21 protein-coding genes are annotated in these 19,254 nt (G+C 36.6%); 14 read left to right on the top strand and 7 right to left on the bottom strand.

The window, feature by feature from the left end:
• Positions 1-131 precede the first annotated feature (131 nt).
• The 8 genes from dnaG to C406_RS21400 all read left to right on the top strand — a co-directional run bounded on the left by dnaG (position 132) and on the right by C406_RS21400 (position 8,184).
• A complete protein-coding gene (gene dnaG / locus C406_RS0108235) occupies positions 132-1,943 on the top strand; it encodes a DNA primase (RefSeq protein ID WP_017380129.1) in 1,812 nt (603 codons plus the stop codon).
• A 32-nt stretch (positions 1,944-1,975) separates the two neighbouring features.
• Positions 1,976-3,106 carry an RNA polymerase sigma factor RpoD gene (gene rpoD, locus C406_RS0108230; RefSeq protein ID WP_017380128.1) on the top strand — a complete coding sequence of 377 codons (1,131 nt, stop codon included), beginning with the start codon at positions 1,976-1,978 and terminating at the stop codon, positions 3,104-3,106.
• Positions 3,107-3,778: 672 nt separating this feature from the next.
• A complete protein-coding gene (locus tag C406_RS0108225) occupies positions 3,779-4,918 on the top strand; it encodes an acyl-CoA dehydrogenase family protein (protein ID WP_017380127.1) in 1,140 nt (379 codons plus the stop codon).
• Positions 4,919-5,064: 146 nt separating this feature from the next.
• Positions 5,065-5,436: a cytochrome c550 gene (gene cccA, locus C406_RS0108220; protein ID WP_017380126.1), complete on the top strand. Its 372-nt coding sequence runs from the start codon at positions 5,065-5,067 to the stop codon at positions 5,434-5,436.
• Between the two features lie 195 nt (positions 5,437-5,631).
• A complete protein-coding gene (locus C406_RS0108215; RefSeq protein ID WP_017380125.1) occupies positions 5,632-6,333 on the top strand; it encodes a tRNA (adenine(22)-N(1))-methyltransferase in 702 nt (233 codons plus the stop codon).
• Positions 6,330-7,448, top strand: a complete 1,119-nt coding sequence (locus C406_RS0108210; RefSeq protein ID WP_017380124.1) for a Nif3-like dinuclear metal center hexameric protein — start codon at positions 6,330-6,332, stop codon at positions 7,446-7,448. Before C406_RS0108215 ends, C406_RS0108210 begins: the two co-directional genes overlap by 4 nt.
• A 281-nt stretch (positions 7,449-7,729) precedes the next feature.
• Positions 7,730-7,933: a hypothetical protein gene (locus tag C406_RS20510; RefSeq protein ID WP_192812585.1), complete on the top strand. Its 204-nt coding sequence runs from the start codon at positions 7,730-7,732 to the stop codon at positions 7,931-7,933.
• Positions 7,930-8,184, top strand: coding sequence for a transposase (locus tag C406_RS21400; protein ID WP_081503739.1), 255 nt, complete (start codon positions 7,930-7,932; stop codon positions 8,182-8,184). Before C406_RS20510 ends, C406_RS21400 begins: the two co-directional genes overlap by 4 nt.
• 123 nt (positions 8,185-8,307) lie before the next feature.
• Here C406_RS21400 and C406_RS0108200 read toward each other — a convergent pair whose 3' ends face one another.
• Both C406_RS0108200 and vrrA read right to left on the bottom strand, forming a co-directional pair.
• Positions 8,308-9,285 (bottom strand): 4-hydroxy-3-methylbut-2-enyl diphosphate reductase, encoded by a 978-nt coding sequence (locus C406_RS0108200; RefSeq protein WP_017380122.1) that lies wholly within the window; start codon positions 9,283-9,285, stop codon positions 8,308-8,310.
• Between the two features lie 65 nt (positions 9,286-9,350).
• Complete coding sequence (vrrA, locus tag C406_RS0108195) at positions 9,351-9,905, bottom strand: VrrA/YqfQ family protein (protein ID WP_017380121.1); 555 nt, start codon at positions 9,903-9,905, stop codon at positions 9,351-9,353.
• Positions 9,906-10,028: 123 nt separating this feature from the next.
• Between vrrA and C406_RS0108190 the strand changes: the two genes are divergently transcribed.
• The gene (locus C406_RS0108190; RefSeq protein ID WP_017380120.1) at positions 10,029-11,330 is read left to right on the top strand and encodes a DEAD/DEAH box helicase; all 1,302 of its coding nucleotides are present in this window, start codon (positions 10,029-10,031) and stop codon (positions 11,328-11,330) included.
• Positions 11,331-11,344: 14 nt separating this feature from the next.
• Positions 11,345-12,232, top strand: a complete 888-nt coding sequence (locus C406_RS0108185; protein WP_017380119.1) for a deoxyribonuclease IV — start codon at positions 11,345-11,347, stop codon at positions 12,230-12,232.
• Between the two features lie 40 nt (positions 12,233-12,272).
• On the opposite strand, the gene C406_RS0108180 is transcribed toward C406_RS0108185, so the two are convergent.
• The gene (locus tag C406_RS0108180; RefSeq protein ID WP_017380118.1) at positions 12,273-12,512 is read right to left on the bottom strand and encodes a hypothetical protein; all 240 of its coding nucleotides are present in this window, start codon (positions 12,510-12,512) and stop codon (positions 12,273-12,275) included.
• A gap of 103 nt (positions 12,513-12,615) precedes the next feature.
• Here C406_RS0108180 and C406_RS0108175 point away from each other — a divergent pair, with 103 nt between their 5' ends.
• The 3 genes from C406_RS0108175 to C406_RS0108165 are packed head-to-tail and all read left to right on the top strand — an operon-like array spanning position 12,616 to position 14,662.
• Positions 12,616-13,392, top strand: coding sequence for a metal ABC transporter ATP-binding protein (locus tag C406_RS0108175; RefSeq protein WP_017380117.1), 777 nt, complete (start codon positions 12,616-12,618; stop codon positions 13,390-13,392).
• Positions 13,389-14,255, top strand: a complete 867-nt coding sequence (locus C406_RS0108170; protein WP_017380116.1) for a metal ABC transporter permease — start codon at positions 13,389-13,391, stop codon at positions 14,253-14,255. Before C406_RS0108175 ends, C406_RS0108170 begins: the two co-directional genes overlap by 4 nt.
• Positions 14,252-14,662: a Fur family transcriptional regulator gene (locus C406_RS0108165; protein ID WP_017380115.1), complete on the top strand. Its 411-nt coding sequence runs from the start codon at positions 14,252-14,254 to the stop codon at positions 14,660-14,662. Before C406_RS0108170 ends, C406_RS0108165 begins: the two co-directional genes overlap by 4 nt.
• Positions 14,663-14,683: 21 nt before the next feature.
• Here the strand turns inward: C406_RS0108165 and C406_RS0108160 are convergent, their stop codons facing one another.
• From C406_RS0108160 to C406_RS0108145, 4 genes are all read right to left on the bottom strand, one after another.
• Positions 14,684-15,262: a hypothetical protein gene (locus C406_RS0108160; RefSeq protein ID WP_017380114.1), complete on the bottom strand. Its 579-nt coding sequence runs from the start codon at positions 15,260-15,262 to the stop codon at positions 14,684-14,686.
• A 14-nt stretch (positions 15,263-15,276) separates the two neighbouring features.
• The gene (gene ispG / locus C406_RS0108155) at positions 15,277-16,413 is read right to left on the bottom strand and encodes a flavodoxin-dependent (E)-4-hydroxy-3-methylbut-2-enyl-diphosphate synthase (protein WP_017380113.1); all 1,137 of its coding nucleotides are present in this window, start codon (positions 16,411-16,413) and stop codon (positions 15,277-15,279) included.
• Positions 16,414-16,506: 93 nt separating this feature from the next.
• Complete coding sequence (locus tag C406_RS0108150) at positions 16,507-16,839, bottom strand: hypothetical protein (RefSeq protein ID WP_017380112.1); 333 nt, start codon at positions 16,837-16,839, stop codon at positions 16,507-16,509.
• 50 nt (positions 16,840-16,889) lie between these two features.
• The gene (locus C406_RS0108145; RefSeq protein WP_017380111.1) at positions 16,890-17,387 is read right to left on the bottom strand and encodes a DUF1189 family protein; all 498 of its coding nucleotides are present in this window, start codon (positions 17,385-17,387) and stop codon (positions 16,890-16,892) included.
• A 194-nt stretch (positions 17,388-17,581) separates the two neighbouring features.
• On the opposite strand from C406_RS0108145, the gene C406_RS0108140 reads away from it, so the two are divergent.
• Positions 17,582-19,213: a Na/Pi cotransporter family protein gene (locus C406_RS0108140; RefSeq protein ID WP_017380110.1), complete on the top strand. Its 1,632-nt coding sequence runs from the start codon at positions 17,582-17,584 to the stop codon at positions 19,211-19,213.
• Positions 19,214-19,254: the final 41 nt, after the last annotated feature.

The following is a 19,254-nucleotide window of genomic DNA, read 5'->3' as shown; positions in this document are numbered from 1 at the left end:
GAAAGAAGAGACATTATTATTCACCATAGTGAGTGGAAATTATATTTTTCTAATATTTTTGTCGAAACTTGCAGGATTTTCTTTAACTATCTCGAATTCAATATATAGCCTGAAAAGATGGTGATGACAACGTGCAAAGAATACCTGAAGAGACGATTGAACAAATTCGGACAAGTAATGATGTTGTTGATGTTATTAGCGAATATGTTCAATTGACAAAACGGGGACGAAATTGGTTTGGTCTTTGTCCATTTCATGGCGAACAAACACCATCATTTTCAGTCTCGCAAGACAAACAAATTTTTCATTGTTTTGGATGTGGAGCTGGAGGTAATGCCATTACGTTTGTAATGGATATAGACAACCTTACTTTCCAAGAAGCTCTAAGTAAGTTAGGCTCACGTGTGGGAGTAGAATTAGATATTGAACCACAAACAGGTCAATCCAAAATAATTTCTAAAGAAGAAACGCGCATGAAAGAAGCGCATATATTTGCAATGAATTATTATCACCACTTACTTCTTAATACGGAAGAAGGAGAAAAAGCCCTTCTTTATTTAGAAGAAAGAGGATTTTCACGGGAACTTATTGAACAATATAAGATTGGTTGGTCACTTCCTAATTGGGACGCCTTAACAAAATTACTCGAACGTAAAGGATTTGTCCCGGTTGAAATGGTGGAATGTGGTCTTCTAATTAAAAAAGAAAACAAAAATGAATATTTCGATCGATTTAGAGAACGGATTATGTTCCCTGTTCAAGATGAAGCGGGACATACAATCGCGTTTTCAGGACGAGTTTTAAATATGGAAACACAAGATGCGAAGTATATGAACAGTCCTGAATCACCAATTTTTCAAAAAAGTAAAGTTTTGTATAATTTGGATGTTTCACGTCCTATTATTCGCAAAAAAAGTAAAGTTATTGTTATGGAAGGCTTTATGGATGTTATAGCAGCAGCAAAAGCGGGCATTATGAATACTGTAGCTACAATGGGTACTGCACTTACCAAGGAACATATTCATAAGTTAAAACGTTTAACTGATACTGTCACACTTTGCTATGATGGTGACGTTGCGGGTTTTGAAGCCGCAAAACGTGCTGCACAGCTATTAGTGCAAGAAAAAATAAAAACGGAAATTGCCATTTTGCCTAATCAGATGGACCCAGATGACTTTGTTCAACAAAATGGGGCAGAGGCTTTCGAGAAACAAATCATTGATCGCCCTCATGCATACTTATCTTTTATGATGATGGCAGCAAGACGTAATAAAAATTTTCAATTTGAAAATGACACGTTGCAATACGTGCAAGAAGTTCTTGAATACTTTGTTGGAAATTCTTCACCTGTTGAAAGAGATTTATATATTCGACAATTAGCAAAAGAAACCAATATCTCTGAAGAAGCGATTTATCAACAATTTCGTAAAGTAGAAGGTAAATCCATTAAACAGCAGTCGAGACAACAAGCACCTCCAATTGCCCAAAATATACCTGTAAATCGTAAAAAGGTACAAGCAATTGACCGGGCTGAGAAATTGTTGCTTGCTCATATGTTACATCAAGTAGATATTGTTGATCGTATACATCAAGAACATGGCCTTCATGTATTTATCCACGATTCATATGAAGCGATATTTGTTCGACTCATAGGTTTCTACGACACATACCCTCAAGCAGATACACATCGTTTTCTAGAAATTTTAGAAGACACAGATTTACGAAATTTAGTAATGGAAGCAACGTTAACGGAACGAGACCCAGAACATGCAAGTGAAGAAGTTTCTGACTGTTTGCGACAAATAAATAAGCATCGAATCATGCTTCAAATTCATGAAAAAATGCACGAATCAAAAGAAGCGGAAAAATCGCTCAATATGAAGCGAGCTTTAGAACTTGCTATACAAATAATTGATTTGAAAAAATCGTTATCAGTGATATAAATTGATTGGTTTTAGAAGGAGGTAGGCGGCTTATGGCGGACAAGGTTGAACGTTCAAAAGAGGTTGAAACTGAGTTTACATTAGAAGAAGCAAAAAAATATCTACTTGATTTAGGTAAAAAAACAGGTGAGTTAACTTTTGGTGACATAGCTGATAAGTTATCGGTATTTGTATTGGAATCCGATCAAATAGAAGAATTTATTGAACAGTTAGAAGCACAAGGGATTGAATTAGGTCGTAAAGATGGCGACGAAGAAGACTTAGAAAAGTTAATGAAAAAAGGGCAAGATGAAGATACATTTGATTTGAACGATTTAAGCGTACCACCAGGTGTGAAGATTAACGATCCAGTTCGTATGTATCTAAAAGAAATTGGGCGTGTAGACTTACTTTCTGCAAAGGAAGAAATTGCACTTGCACAACGAATCGAATTTGGAGACGAAGAAGCGAAAAAACGTTTAGCTGAAGCGAACTTACGTCTTGTTGTAAGTATTGCAAAACGCTACGTTGGACGTGGTATGCTGTTCTTGGATTTAATTCAAGAAGGTAATATGGGATTAATTAAAGCTGTAGAAAAGTTTGATTTCCGTAAAGGATTTAAATTTAGTACTTATGCTACTTGGTGGATTCGTCAAGCAATAACACGTGCAATTGCTGACCAAGCTCGTACAATTCGTATTCCTGTTCATATGGTAGAGACGATTAATAAATTAATTCGTGTACAACGTCAGTTGTTGCAAGATTTAGGTCGCGAACCTTCTCCTGAAGAAATTGGAGAAGAAATGGAGTTACTAGCTGAAAAAGTGCGAGAAATCTTAAAGATTGCACAAGAGCCAGTTTCACTTGAGACACCAATTGGTGAAGAAGATGATTCTCATCTGGGTGACTTTATTGAAGATTCAGAAGCTCAATCTCCATCTGACCATGCAGCTTATGAACTATTAAAAGAGCAGTTAGAGGATGTTTTAGACACATTAACTGATCGGGAAGAAAATGTATTGCGCTTACGTTTTGGGCTAGATGACGGACGTACACGCACGCTAGAAGAAGTAGGTAAAGTGTTTGGCGTTACCCGTGAACGTATTCGTCAAATTGAAGCGAAAGCTTTAAGAAAATTACGTCACCCTTCAAGAAGCAAACGATTAAAAGACTTTTTAGAATAGAAAGTAAAGAGAATCTAATCACACTAATATAAGGTGATTAGATTCTTTTTTTTATGTCTTAAAATAGATAACCATTACTGTTTCAGTAGTGTCACTTACTTTAAAATATTTTATATTAGAAAAATTAGAGTTAAACCTCCTTGACGATAATAAATCCGTGAGTGCGTCGCCATAATTCAACTTACACTTCACAAAAAGCAGTGTAGTTAAATTTAAATTAATTTAACCCCCTGTGACTTCATGTTTCGGGTTTTTTTGTGGGAAATTGGTCGACTAGGATAACTTCAATTAATCTCCTTAATAAGAATAAATTAAAGTTGAAGTGAAAAAACACAGCGACCGAGAAATATTTCCCATATGTTTCTAGTAATCTACCAACCAGGCTAATTATTAATAAACTTCTTGTAAATAAAAAGATCTCTTTCTTCAACGTTATTTGGAAAGACGCATAATTGGAGAAATCAAATACAATGAAAAAACTACTTTAAACACATTTTCATTCGAAAAGTTATCCAATGACCTTATTTTGAGGTTTATTTTTTATAATTTGTGATTCAATGATTTTTTTGTTCTCTCTATTTTGATAATAAGAGAATAAAAGTTGTGAATGTTTGAATATTTCCGATATAATGAAAATTGGAAGCGTTTTAAAACAAAAAGGGGATGAATCTATTGAACTTTGACTTATCACAAGAACAACAAATGATTCGTAAAACAATGAAAGAGTTTACGGATAAAGTAGTAGCACCAGGAGCGCTAGAACGTGATCGTACAAAAGCTTTCCCTAAAGAAATCTTTAAACAGTTAGCCGACATGGGGATGATGGGCTTACCGTTTTCAGAAGAATATGGTGGGGCTGGAGCAGATACAATTAGTTTTGCCATCGTTACAGAAGAATTAAGTCGTGCTTGTGGATCCACTGGGATTACCTACTCAGCACATATTTCTTTAGGTGGAGCACCTCTAAATTTGTTTGGAACAGAAGAACAAAAACATAAATATTTAACACCAATTTGTACTGGGGAGTCTTTCGGGGCGTTTGGTTTAACTGAACCGAATGCTGGTTCTGATGCTGGTGGAACACAAACACGAGCAATAGAAGACGGAGACGACTTTATTATTAATGGGAGTAAAGTGTATATTACTAACGCTAGCTATGCTAAGCATTTGGCAATTACGGCAATTACAGATTTAAAGGATGGGAAGAAAGAAATAAGTGCAATTATTGTCCCAACCGACGCTGAAGGATTTACAGTTATCGATAACTACGAAAAAATGGGTTTACATTCTTCTAATACAACAGAACTAGTGTTAGAAAATGTGAGAGTACCTAAAGCTAACTTATTAGGTAAGCGTGGGGAAGGCTTCCGTCAATTTTTAGTTACACTTGACGGTGGACGAATAGGAATTGGTGCGATGGCAGTTGGTATAGCTCAAGGAGCATTTGATAAAGCACTTCGTTATTCAAAAGAACGCAAGCAATTCGGGAGATCATTGTCTGATTTCCAAATTACTCAATTTAAATTAGCTGATATGGCTATGAAAATAGAACTAGCTCGTACTATGGTATATAAAGCTGCTTGGTTAAAAGATCAAGGTCGTCCATTTACAAAAGAAGCGTCGATGTGTAAGTTATACGCTTCAGAGATTGCAATGGAAGTTGCTGATCAAGCCGTTCAAATTCATGGTGGTTATGGTTACATGAAAGAGTATGAAGTAGAGCGTTATATGAGAGATGCGAAATTACTTGAAATCGGAGAAGGAACTTCAGAAATTCAACGTATGGTCATTGCCCGTCAAATCGGATGTTAAAATAAATATACGAATTTGTCGAATTTGGCACAATAAGTTATAACAACCGTTTAAAGTCTTTTCGTTTGTGATAGAATGCAGTACAATAACAGTGTTGACTGATTCTATTTTAGAAAAAGAACGAGCGAAAAGAAGGAGGAAACATTATGCAAAAAAATCCAATAGTTCCTTTTATTTTAATTATGGCATTTGGTATTGGTCTTATTTTCTTCTTATCAATTCAAGGCGTTGATAAAAAAGAAGAAATTGCTGCTGGCCACGAAGAAGGTGCAGCTGGCGAAGAAGAAGGTGCTACAACTGAAGAGTTCGATCCTGAAGCTGTTGCACAAGGAAAATGTATTTCTTGTCATGGTGGAGATTTAGCTGGACAAGGTAACTTCCCTTCTTTAGTAGATACTAAGCTCTCGAAAGAAGAGATTGCTGATGTTATCACTAATGGTAAAGGTTCAATGCCAGGTGGCTTGGTTGAAGAAGCGAATGTAGAAGCAATGGCAGATTACATTTTATCTTTAAAATAAGCTAAAACCCTTATCCGAAACGGATAAGGGTTTTTTTATGTCTTTTAAAAGAACAACCTACACTACAGTTCTTTTTGAAAACGAATTTTCAATTCCTTCCAAAGCAGGTGTCGAGTTACACACACCTATCCGGAGTGGGCTTCACCGCTTTTGTCTATGGTACAATCTTGATATAGAAGAAAGGGGAGGATTTCGTTGAATGCACAACGTCTCTCAGAACGTTTAACTCGTGTGGCATCTTATGTTGAAAAAGGTGCAATTGTAGCAGATATAGGTAGCGATCACGCTTATTTACCTTGTTATTTAATTCATCATCAAATCGCAATAAAAGTTGTAGCAGGGGAAGTCGCGAAAGGGCCATATGAATCTGCTCGAAGCCAAGTTCTTGCAGAGCAATTACAAGAAAATGTAACAGTACGCTTTGCAAATGGCCTGCAAGCAATTGAACGTGATGATTTCGTAGATACGGTTACCATTGCAGGTATGGGAGGTCCGCTAATTGCTACTATTTTAAACCAAGATATCGAAAGACTAACAACTGTTAATCGACTAATTTTGCAACCCAATATTCATGCGAAAGCAATTCGGGAATGGGCTATTTTAAATGAATGGAAGCTCGTAGCAGAAGAAATCTTGCAAGAAGATGATAAAATTTACGAAATTCTTGTTCTCGAAAGAGGCCATATGAAGTTGTCTGCTACTCAAGCATTGATGGGACCATTTTTAATGATTGATAAAAAAAATCAAATATTTCTCTTAAAGTGGTCGAAGGAATCTGCAGAGTGGATTAGGATTTTAAAAGCTATTCATGGTGCCCAATTGTCTAAAGAAGTAGAAATAAAAAAACAAGAAATAGAAGAGAAATTGAAAATTGTGAAGGAGGCTCTTGAATCATGAAAATAGCAAATGGACACGAACTTATTCAATTATTTGAATCGTGGTCACCAAAATCCTTTGCATTAAAAGACGATCCCATAGGGTTACATATCGGACAATTAAATAGCCAAGTACAAAATGTGCTTGTAACATTAGATGTGACGTTAGACGTCGTACAAGAAGCCATTGACCAAAATTGCCAATTAATTCTTGCACATCATCCTCCTATTTATCGCCCGTTAAAAAATCTACGCACCGATACACCTTCCGGGAAAATGTTTTCGTTATGCATAAAACATGACATAGCTGTGTATGCAGCTCATACAAACTTGGATGTTGCACCTGGTGGAGTAAACGATTTACTAGCTGAAGCACTCGAATTACAACAAATTAAATTCTTGGATGAAACTTATGCAGAGCCATTGATGAAATTAGCCGTATATGTTCCTTCTATCCATGCGAAAGAGTTACGCAAGCAATTAGGGGTGGTAGGAGCTGGTCAAATTGGGAATTACGATAGTTGTAGTTTTTCTTCTTCAGGCACTGGTCGGTTTAAACCATTAGTGGGATCTAACCCGGTTATAGGCAGTTTAAATAGCTTAGAGGAACTAGAAGAAGAAAAAGTAGAAGTGGTGTTTGCATCTTCTATGAAATCTAAAATCTTAAAAACAATGTATGCAATTCATCCGTATGAAGAAGTGGCTTTTGATTTATGGACATTGGAATCAAAAACAGGACAACAAGGAATTGGGAGAGTTGGTTTTCTACAGCAACCCATGTCACTCGATTTGTTTGCTGAAAAAGTAAAACAACAGTTAAACGTTCCATTTGTCCGAGTGGTAGGTGAAGCAACAACAATTATAAGGAAAGTGGCAGTGCTTGGTGGGGATGGTAATAAATACATTAATACGGCAAAACGAGCGGGTGCAGATGTCTTGATTACAGGAGATTTATATTTCCATGTTGCTCAAGATGCTCAAGCTCTTGGTTTATCCGTTATCGATCCTGGTCACCATGTGGAGTCAATAATGAAAATAGGCGTGTCCGAAAAAATGAACAAGATGTGTGAAGAGAAGAAGTATGCATGTACTTTCATTGCATCAAAAATTTCTACCGAACCATTTAGACAACTTTAGAGGGTATTCATAACAAAGGGCAGCCCTTTTCATATAAAATGACGCCGTCAATTTCCGTTACAACGCACTTTCCGCGGGCGGGCCGTGAGTCTACCTAGTCGCAGGAGCACGCCGCCTTTCACTTCAATCTATTAAGTGTTTTTAAATCAACAGGTATATACAACAAAGCTTTAAAAATAAACACAAAAAAATCGTCCTACTTGTAAAATGAAAGTAACCAAACCTTCATTTTGAAAGGACGATTTTTAATGTACAATCCAAAGATTACTAATCAAAATTAGATGACTGAACAAACTTCACTTCCACTGACAATTCAAGAGGAAACATTGGTTTTTAAAAAAGAAAATTACTCACCTACTTTTCTTCCATACAATACCCAACAAGGAATTTCTCATTTCGATATTCAAGATTTAATCCCAAGTAACCATGTCTCACGAGTAATTGATGAAATGATTGAGTCGATTGATGATCGGATTGTTCGTTGAAAGCATTCTATACAAGAGCCAAAGACAATCGCCAAGTTCAATGCAATCCTATTTTTGAAGAAATGAAAGCAAAGGCTAAAGTATCCCTTGAATCTGAAACAAAATCACGCATCTACGCGCAACGTAAAATTGACGTAGAAAGTGTTTTTGGTCATATCAAAGGCAATAGTCGTTCCGTAGATTTTTACTGCGAGGACTTGATAAGGTCCACACAGAGTTTGGGATTGTGGCATTGGTACAAAATCTCTTAAAAGTAGTAGGGATCCGCCAGCTGCTTTCAAGAGCAATAAGTAAAAACATAAAAACAGGTGAAGAAAAACGACTCGTTTTCCTTCACCTGTTTATTTTAGGGACTTATTGGATAGCCTCTTTTGTTATGATAGTGGATATGGTTCAATTCTATTCACTGGTTTAATTGTTTTTATTTTAGGTAAAATTTTATCAATTGTTACTGTTCGTTCAAGACTAAACGTTTCTGGATTAAGTGGATCATACTTCTCTAAGAATTTAACGACTTCTTTTACGATGGGTGTAGGTGTTGATGCGCCTGCAGTTACCGCAATAACTTCAATACCATCTAACCACTCTAGCTTAAGTTCGGATAGATCAGAAATACGATATGAAGGGGTATTTGCAATTTCTTCTGATACTTGTGTCAGTCTGTTTGAATTATTACTCATCGGGTCACCAACAACGATTAACAATTCGGCAGCTCCAGCTTGACCAGCCACCGCTTCTTGACGAACCTGTGTAGCTAAACAAATTTCTTTGTGAACCTCAATATGAGGAAACTTTTGTTCTAAGCTTTTCATAAGAGCCGCAACATCCCATTGACTCATTGTAGTCTGGTTTGTCACGATTAATTTGTCTGACTTGATATTTAACTGCTCAACATCTTCGACAGTCTGTACGAGATGAACTGCATCTGGAGCTACACCAACCGCTCCTTCAGGTTCAGGATGACCTTTTTTCCCAATGTAGATTACTTGGTACCCTTCAGCAGTTTTTTCGCTTATCAAATCATGAGTAACCGTAACGTCAGGACATGTGGCATCAATAGAAACAAAACCTCTTTCTCTAGCTAATTCGCGAATTTCAGGTGAAACTCCGTGAGCAGTAAAGATAACAGTACCGCCGTCTACTTTTTCTAAAATCTCTCTTCGATTTTCACCATCTAACGTAATAATTCCATCTTTTTCAAAAGCATCAGTGACGTGTTTATTGTGAACAATCATACCTAATATATAAATAGGACGTGGTAGGGATGTGTCCATCGCTGCATTACGAGCAATAATCATGGCATCTACTACGCCGTAACAATAACCACGTGGGGTAATTTTGAGTACTTTCATATGTAGCACTCCTCTCGTAAGTTGTCATTATCTATTATAACGGAGAGAAGTGCCGAATTCAAAAATCAGAAAGGTGGCTGAAAAATCCTTGGTAAAGATGCACCAATTGTGCGAGGGACAGTAGCGGCAGCAGCAGCGGTAGTGGCGCCTCTAGTTACACCACTAAGAGCTGTTGCATCGGGCATGTTTTGAAAGCCGCGATAAATTTTCCAAAGTGCGGGAAGATTTTGTACCATAGGTGTTACTTTCTGTACCATAGGCGTTAGTTGTTGTGCTGTCGATAGGAAACGGTCAGCTGTTTGCAAATATTGTTCCATACGATTTCCTTGAGGTATTCCAGGGTTTCCAGGATTTGTAGGATTTCCAGTACTGAAGGGATTTTGAGAAGGCCCACCAAAAAAACGATTAGGTCCTTGTGGTGTTCCTGCATTTCCTAGACCAAATGGAGCTTGAGAAGGGTCACCAGAAAAGCGGTTAGGCGCTTGTGCCGGTGCCGCATTCCCTCCTAAACTTAATAGGCTGTTAAGAAAGCCATTTTGGAGCGTAGGAGGAGGCTGTGGGACGTTTGGGATTTGTGGAATTTGTGATTGTGAAAAAGGGTAAAAAGATTGGTAACGCATAAAATCCTCCTTTCAAAATAAATAGTTAATTGACTCAAGGGGCATTCAACATCTATGATAAGCTGATGGTCTTTAAAATAGACGAAACATGATATAATGTACAGAACGTAAGGAGGGGCAAAAATGTCCAAATATAGTGATTATGATTTCCAACCATTTTTACACAATGCCATTAGTAAATTAGGTTTTACAGAACCAACACCCATTCAAAAAGAAATAATTCCTTTAATTTTAAAAGGGAAAAGTGTGATTGGTCAAGCACATACGGGTACAGGGAAAACGCATAGTTTTTTAATTCCGATTGTTGAACGTTTACAAGCTGACAAATCTGAATTACAAGCCGTTATTACATCTCCAACACGTGAACTTGCTTCACAAATCTTTGAAGAACTTAACAAGTTGATTGAAGGTACAGAAATTCAATCAAAATTATTTATTGGTGGAACTGATAAACAGCGTTCAATCGATAAGTTAAAAACACAACCACATATCGTGGTAGGAACGCCTGGTCGAATTCGGGACTTAGTGCAAGAAAATGCATTACTTGTTCACACTGCATCATTATTAGTAGTGGATGAGGCCGATCTTGCTTTTGATTTAGGATTTATAGAAGAAATCGATGCGTTTGCAGGGAAAATGCCAAGTTCACTTGAAATGTTCGTGTTTTCTGCTACGATTCCAGAACGTTTACAGCCATTCTTGAAGAAATATATGGAATCACCTGTTCACATTCACATTGGTGAAAAACGTCCTGCAGCTGAGGGGATTGTTTTTAATTTAGTACCTGTTCGTAGTAAATCTAAAAAGAAACGTTTATTAGAAGTGATGGAAGGAATTAATCCTTACTTAGCCATTATTTTTACGAACACTCGTAAAAATGCAGATGACGTTGCTAATTATTTAGCTGAAGCAGGTTACCGTGTTGGTCGTATTCATGGAGATTTAGCACCACGTGAACGAACACGTATGATGAAACAAGTGCGCGACCTTGAGTATCAATATATTGTAGCTACGGATCTTGCTTCACGTGGAATTGACATTCAAGGCATTAGTCACGTTATTAACTTTGAGCTTCCAGAAGACTTGGAGTTCTTTATACATCGAGTTGGACGTACTGCTCGTGCTGGATTAAAAGGCACTGCTATTACATTATATGAACCAACCGATGAAGACGCGATTAATCGCATCGAAAAAATGGGAATTCCATTTGCTCATGTAGATGTTAAAGATGGTGAGTGGTCAGAATTAAAAGAACGACACACACGTGAAAATCGCAAAAAGAGCAGTGCAAGTGAAATTGATATAAAAGCAAAAGCATTGGTCCGTAAACCTAAAAAAGTGAAACCTGGTTATAAACGTAATATGAGATGGGAAATGGAAGCAATTAAAAAGAGAGAACGCCGTATGAAAAACCGTAGAAAGTAAGGGGGTTTTTTGTCATGTTATTAGGTTCACATGTTTCGATGAGTGGAAAAAACATGTTACTTGCTGCAAGTGAAGAAGCTGCATCTTATGGGGCGACTACTTTTATGATTTATACGGGAGCTCCGCAAAATACACGCCGTAAACCGATTGAAGATTTGAATATAGAAGCTGGCCATGCACATATGAAGACGCATGGTATGTCTAATATCGTGGTTCATGCACCATATATCATCAACATCGGTAACTCGCTCAAACCTGAAACATTTGCACTGGGCGTTAATTTTTTACAAAAAGAAATTGAACGTACAGCTGCATTAGGAGCAAAACAAATTGTCCTACACCCAGGTGCTCATGTTGGTGCTGGAACAGATAAAGGCATTGAAAAAATCATTGAAGGTTTAAATGAAGTACTTTCACAAGATTTCCCAGTACAGATTGCTTTGGAAACAATGGCGGGGAAAGGGACTGAGTGTGGTCGTTCTTTTGAAGAACTTGCACAAATCATCAATGGCGTAACTCATAATGAACGACTTTCTGTTTGTCTTGATACATGTCATATACATGATGCAGGTTATAATATCGTCGAAGATTTTGACAGTGTACTAAATCAATTCGATCAATTAATTGGTATAAATCGTTTAAAAGTTCTTCATATTAATGACAGTAAAAATATTCGTGGAGCAGGTAAAGACCGTCATGAAAATATTGGTTTTGGTGAAATTGGTTTTTACACACTTAATAACATTGTGCATCATCCGCAATTGGAAAATGTTCCTAAAATTCTAGAAACACCCTATGTAGGGATGGATGCAAAAAATAAAAAGTCACCATATTTGTACGAAATTGATATGTTTAAAGAACAAATATTTATGCCAGATAACATTGATAATTTACGGTCGTAATTTATAAGAGATTCAAGCAGATTGCTGCTTGGGTCTCTTTTTATAGACCAAAATATTGAAAAAGATTTTTGGTTCGTTTTGTTCCTAGAATCCCCGCTAATTGTTTATGGACATGTGCAGGAGGTCCTAATAACAACCATTGAATTGATGCTTTATCAAAGATGGGACGTACTAATTTCACTTCTTTTGGTGATAATTTAACAGGCATTGTACTAGTCATTTTAGAGATTTCATCATCTGTTTTATCTTTTGTTGCTTGAATTAGTTCCCAAATATCCAATACTTCATCCTTCCGAGATAATAGAGTTTACTTCTAGCCGATTCTTCGTTATACTAACTTATTGTAAATCGTAATGATTATGGATTAGAAAGAGGCGAGCTTGATGATTGCGCCATATGATATTGAACTACACAATGTGTCATTTCAATACGATCAGACAATCGTATTGAAAAATATTTCTTTACAAGTTAAACAAGGTGATTTCTTAGCTGTTTTAGGACCAAATGGTTCAGGAAAATCTACTTTATTAAAAATTATTTTAGGTCTGTTAAAACCATCCTCAGGTAATATTAATTTATTTGGCGAAGACAGTCGGAACTTCAAAAAAAGAGAATGGCTTGGTTATGTTTCTCAAAAATCCAATGCGTTTAATTCTGGCTTTCCAGCGACTGTTTACGAAGTGGTTGCAAGTGGTCTTGTAAAAAAAACTGGCCTGTTTAAAAAATATCCAAAGAACTCGGCTAAAAATATAGAAAAAGCCTTACATTCTGTTGGGATGGCGGAGTTTATTAATCAATCCATCGGAGAGTTGTCAGGTGGTCAACAACAACGTATTTTTATCGCACGTGCTTTAGTTGCTGAACCAAAGTGTTTAATCTTAGATGAACCTACCGTTGGAATTGATCATCAACATGTACAATCGTTTTATAATATGCTTGCCGAGTTAAATCGTGAACAACATCTTACGATTATTCTTGTAACACATGATGTTGATACCGTATCGAGCCGTATCAGTCATGTAGCATGTTTGAATCAAACCATACATTTCCATGGCTTTAAAAATGATTTTAACCAACTAAGTGATGAAGATAGACAAGCGTGGTATGGTCATTCTGTAAGGAAAATCCATCATCATTCTAAAAGTGAGGGAACTCAATGATTGCCGCATTATTAAACTATGAATTTTTACAGAATGCTTTTGCTTCAGGCATCATCATTGGTCTAATTGCCCCATTGCTAGGTGTATTTATTGTTGTCAGGAGGTTGTCACTCATTGCTGATGCATTGAGCCATGTTACATTAGCTGGAATTGCGGGTAGTTTATATTTGAGTCAAACCATAGCATTTTTTGCGTTTCTTAATCCCTTATATCTAGGTATTTTTGCCGCAGTAACTGGCTCAGTGTTAATCGAAAGACTACGACGTTTATACAAGCATTACGAAGAGCTTTCAATTCCTATTATTATGTCAGCAGGTATTGGATTCAGCGCCATTTTTATTTCGTTAGCAAATGGATTTAGTTCAGATTTATTCGGTTACTTATTCGGTTCCGTTTCAGCTGTAAGTCGTCAAGATTTATGGATTGTATTTGCAATTGCTTTAATAGTAGTGATATTTTTACTATTGTTTTATAAAGAGTTATTCTTACTGTCATTTGACGAAGAGTATGCTAAAGCATCAGGACTCCCTGCAAAGTGGGTACATTTTTTGTTTATGATTGTCACCGCACTCGTTATTGCAGCTAGTATGCGAATCGTAGGCATTCTACTCGTGTCATCCTTAATGACATTGCCCGTAGCTGCAAGCATACGTCTTGCTAAAGGCTTTAAACAAGCGATTTTATATGCTGTTTTGTTTGGTGAAGCAGCTGTGATTATTGGTCTTGTTACGGCTTTCTACTTAAATATTGCACCAGGTGGGACAATTGTCATGACATCCATCGTCATACTACTACTTGTACTAATTGGAAAAAAGATTTGGTTAAGCGTGGTAACGAAGGATGAAAGGGGACGTCTCGTATGAATATTACGAAGGCTTGGGACCTTTTAAAAGATAGAGGTTACAAAAAAACAGGCAAACGCGAACAAATTTTAGCTTTGTTTAGTGATAATGATCGTTATTTAACTGCTCGAAACTTACTTGATGTGATGAAGAAAGAATACCCTGGAATGAGTTATGACACAATTTATCGAAACTTAAGTACATTTGTTGAGCTTGGTATATTAGAAGAAACCGAGTTATCAGGGGAACGACATTTCCGATTGCAATGTGAAACTGACCATCATCACCATCATTTCATATGCATGGCTTGTGGCAAAATTAAAGAAATTCATGTATGTCCAATGGATATGCTCGAAGAATCGATGCCAAACTATCAAATCGATAACCATAAGTTCGAAATTTACGGAAAATGTCCTGATTGTCAATAAAAAAAGCGTGAGGCATATGCCTCACGCTTTTTTTGATAAGAATGAATATTGAATCCATGCATCTGCTTCCAGCCAGTTATTCACTCGTATAACACCATTAGGAACTGGTTGTTGATTATAGGGTGTATTAAATAACAAAACAGGAATGTTTAACTCTTCAGAAATACCAACTGCATTGTCATGCTTGTCTTCAAAAAACACGTCTATAGCATGGTTTTTTACTGTTTGAATTTTATTGTGTGACCCAATTAATTCAATGTGATCGTAATCAAGATTTTGTTCAACAAACCATTGTAACGTTACATCACGTACATTTTGGCCTCGAGCTGAAATGAAGTATAGCTCATGTTTCTTTTTCCACTCAGTCAAAATTGAATGCGCATCAACTTGTATAGGAGAAGACGCATAAATTTCAGGTTCAGCCTGTTTAAACCACTTGTAAAAAACTTCTGATTCAACTGGGAATGCTTTCGTTAGATCGTATTCTTTAATATCATCCAGCACTAAATTGCATGAGAAGGCTTTATTTATATGTGGCAGTAAAGAAGTAGGGCATGTGACTGTACCATCAATATCGATTCCAAATCGGTAGTTTGACATATGACCAACCGCCTTTAAGCTTTTTGATTTTCAAGAGCTTCTTTTTCAAGAGCTTCTTTTTCTAATGCTTGTTTGTCAAAGTACTGTTGTGCGATTTTATCAATTTCTTTTTTCAACTCGTCAACCATTGTTGCTTCAGGTACTTTACGAACGGTTTTACCATGCATAAAGAGCAATCCTTCTCCTCGAGCACCGGCAATTCCGATATCAGCTTCACGTGCTTCACCAGGACCATTTACAGCACAACCAAGCACAGCAACTTTAATAGGGGCTTTAATTGTTGAAATGTAGTCTTCCACTTCGTTAGCTATTGTAATTAAATCTATTTCAATACGACCGCAAGTAGGGCAAGAAATTAATGTTGCTGCATTAGATGAAAGACCAAATACTTTTAACATTTCTCTTGCAACTTTTACTTCTTCGACAGGATCTGCACTCAACGATACACGAAGGGTGTTACCAATGCCGTGACTTAACAGAGCTCCAAGTCCAGCGGCACTCTTGATAGAGCCATTAACCAACGTACCAGACTCTGTTATGCCAAGATGAAGCGGGTAGTCGAATGCTTGTGAAGCTTTCACGTATGCTTCAATTGCCAAACTAACATCTGAGGCTTTTAAAGAGACGATAATATCGTGGAAATCTAAGTCTTCTAATATTTTAATATGATGTAGTGCGCTTTCAACCATGCCGTCTGCAGTTGGATAGCCATATTTTTCGATGATTTTACGTTCAAGTGAACCTGCGTTAACTCCAATACGAATTGGGATACCTTTTGCTTTTGCCGCATTGACGACAGCTTCTACTTTTTCACGACGACCGATGTTACCTGGATTAATACGAATTTTATCGGCACCATTTTCAATCGCTTTCAATGCTAATTTATAATCAAAATGAATATCCACAACTAGTGGAATATTAATACGTTTTTTAATTTCAGCAATAGCATCAGCAGCTCGATCATCAGGGCAAGCCACACGAACAATTTGACAACCTGCTTCTTCTAAACGCAGAATTTCTGCAACGGTTGCTTCAACATCATGTGTTTTTGTTGTGGTCATACTTTGTATGAATAATTCATTGCTACCACCAATGGTTAAATCGCCAACACGAACCTGGCGAGTTTTGGAACGGTGAATAATTTCACTCATAAAAATTCTCTCCTTTTGGGGCTCAAAGCCTTCACTACTCTTTATTTTAGCAGTGATGAAAAGGAAATGACAATAAGAAACGTTACTTTGTGTTTATGAACAAGATATTTGTGTGTCTTTGTAAATTGGAACGTTAACAAATTCACCAGCTTGAATTTGTTGATTACGTAAATGAGGGTTCTCTTGATAGAAAGCTTCTAACCGATCAGGGAAGCTTACCCATACTTCTGATGGATATACACCAAACAATGACAGTATCGTATCGTCTTCAATTGTTTGAACAGGGAATATTTCATATTTATTCTCCTTTATACATTCTTGCTCAGTTTGAGAGAATGCAGCAAGTGAGATTGTACCATCAAGAAGATCCATTTTTATAATGTAAGAACATACTAATATTAAGACCGCTAGTCCAATTATGCGCATAATAAAATCCCCCTTTATTCAACCTATGCTGAATGAAGAGGGAGTATACTTTATTTTTGAGGGTAATATTTTAGTGCAAGACCTAAATAGAATATACAAATTACAGTTGTAATAATGGTAATCAAACCATCTGTTAAACCGATATATAGGAATACCAGAGATATGATGGTAGGAGTTGTGTAAGCAAATGCCGTTGAACGCCAAACATGTCTGTAATCTCCCCGTCGCTTCAGAAGCTTTAGGATAAACATTCCACCAAAAGCGACTAAACTTATACGGATAAACAGTAGAAGTGTAGTCATAATGAATTGAATGATAAAGGCGAAAGGATAAATAATCCATTCAATATCTTCTACGTGTTCGAGTAAACCTTCAATCGAAGAAGAATTTTCTCTAAATCCCGTGGTAAAGTTGATAAATGATAGGAAAGATAAAATAGTTACAAATAAAAATACATATTGAAGTACTTTACCAATCGGTAAAAGACGAAAAGCTGCAATTTTTTTTGGATTAATAATAGAAGCAATAAAAATTTGAGTTAAAGACACGATACCCACTCCTTATATCTATCATACTACTTTCTCATAGGAAATTTAGAAAAAATATTGATGAAAGTAAGAACAAAGTTATCTCTAATATTAAGTTATTGTAAATTTTACATGAAGAGTCTTTACATTACCTTGTCGAAGTATTCATAATGGAGATTGTTGATAATTGTCGAAATAGGAGTTGAAGTTAAATCGTGGAAATTAATTGGCAGGAAATGCTGTTTCAATTTATTGGAGGTCTAGGGATCTTCTTATTTTCAATCAAATACATGGGTGACGGTTTACAAAAAGCAGCAGGCGATCGCTTAAGAAATATTTTAGATCGCTTTACAACAAACCCGTTCATGGGGGTGTTAGTAGGAATTATTGTGACTGTTCTGATTCAATCAAGTTCAGGGACTACTGTTATAACGGTTGGGTTGGTTAGTGCAGGCTTTATGACACTTCGTCAAGCAATCGGAGTTATTATGGGAGCTAACATTGGAACAACAGTAACCGCATTTATTATTGGGTTTGATGTAGGAGAAGCCGCATTACCAATTATGGCAATTGGTGCATTCCTAATTTTCTTCGTTAAGAAAAATCAAATTCAAAACATTGGAGAAGTTATCTTCGGTTTTGGTGGTTTATTCTTAGGGATGGAGCTTATGAGTGGAGGAATGAAACCACTACGTGAATTACCTGCATTTCTTGATTTAACCATAAGTATGAGTGATCATTCCATTTTAGGCGTTGTCGTCGGAACTGTGTTTACATTAATTGTGCAAAGTTCAAGTGCAACAGTAGGAATTCTTCAAGGATTATATGCAGAAAATATATTGAACTTAGATGCGGCCTTACCAGTTCTTTTCGGTGATAATATCGGGACAACGATTACCGCAGTACTTGCATCTATTGGTGCTTCAATTGCAGCTCGTCGTGCAGCAGCAACTCATGTATTGTTTAACATAGTAGGTTCTGTTATTTTCATTATCATACTAGGACCTTTCACTATGTATGTAGAATGGTTATCAGTGATTTTAGGATTAGAACCAAAAATGCAAATTGCATTTGCTCACGGAACGTTTAATGTAACGAACACAATTATACAATTCCCACTAATTGGTTTTTGGGCATACGTAGTCACTAAATTCATTCCAGGTGAGGAAGTAACGGTTGAGTTTAAACCGAAACATTTAGATCCGCATTTTATCCAAACAGCTCCATCTATTGCAATTGGACAAGCGAAAGAAGAAGTTTTACGTATGGGTGCCTTTAGTGTTCGAGGTTTACAAGAAACGTTTGAGTATTTAAAAACAAAAAACAAAAAGCACGCAGAAACAGGATACCAACTTGAAGATGCGATTAATAATTTAGATCACAAAATCACGGATTACTTAGTGAAGATATCGGCTGAATCAATTTCGAATGCAGATTCAACACGACACATTATGCTAATGGAAACAGTTCGCGATATCGAACGAGTTGGTGACCACTTCGAAAACATAATTGAATTAATTGACTACCAACAAGTAAATCGTCTTAAATTAACAGATGATGCGATGGATGATTTAACTGAAATGTTTACATTAACAATAGCAACTGTTCAAAAGGCGCTAGATTCCTTAGACATGGTCAGTCTAGAGTTGGCGCGTGAAGTAGCTGAGCAAGAAGATTTAATCGATAAAATGGAACGTAAATTCCGCAAGAAACATATTTTGCGTCTTAATGAGGGGAAATGTTCTCCTCAAGCAGGAATTGTCTTCGTTGATATAGTGAGCAATTTAGAGCGTGTCGGTGATCACGCTGTAAATATTGCTGAAGCGGTATTAGGGAAAAGAGCATAATAATTAATATCTCCTCTAGTGCTTTACATCTTGATGGATGT

The sequence above is a fragment of the Paenisporosarcina sp. TG-14 genome (assembly GCF_000297555.1).
GTDB lineage: Bacteria > Bacillota > Bacilli > Bacillales_A > Planococcaceae > Paenisporosarcina > Paenisporosarcina antarctica.
The sequence above is the reverse complement of the archived record's forward strand: the minus strand, read 5'-3'. Positions and strand labels throughout refer to the sequence as shown.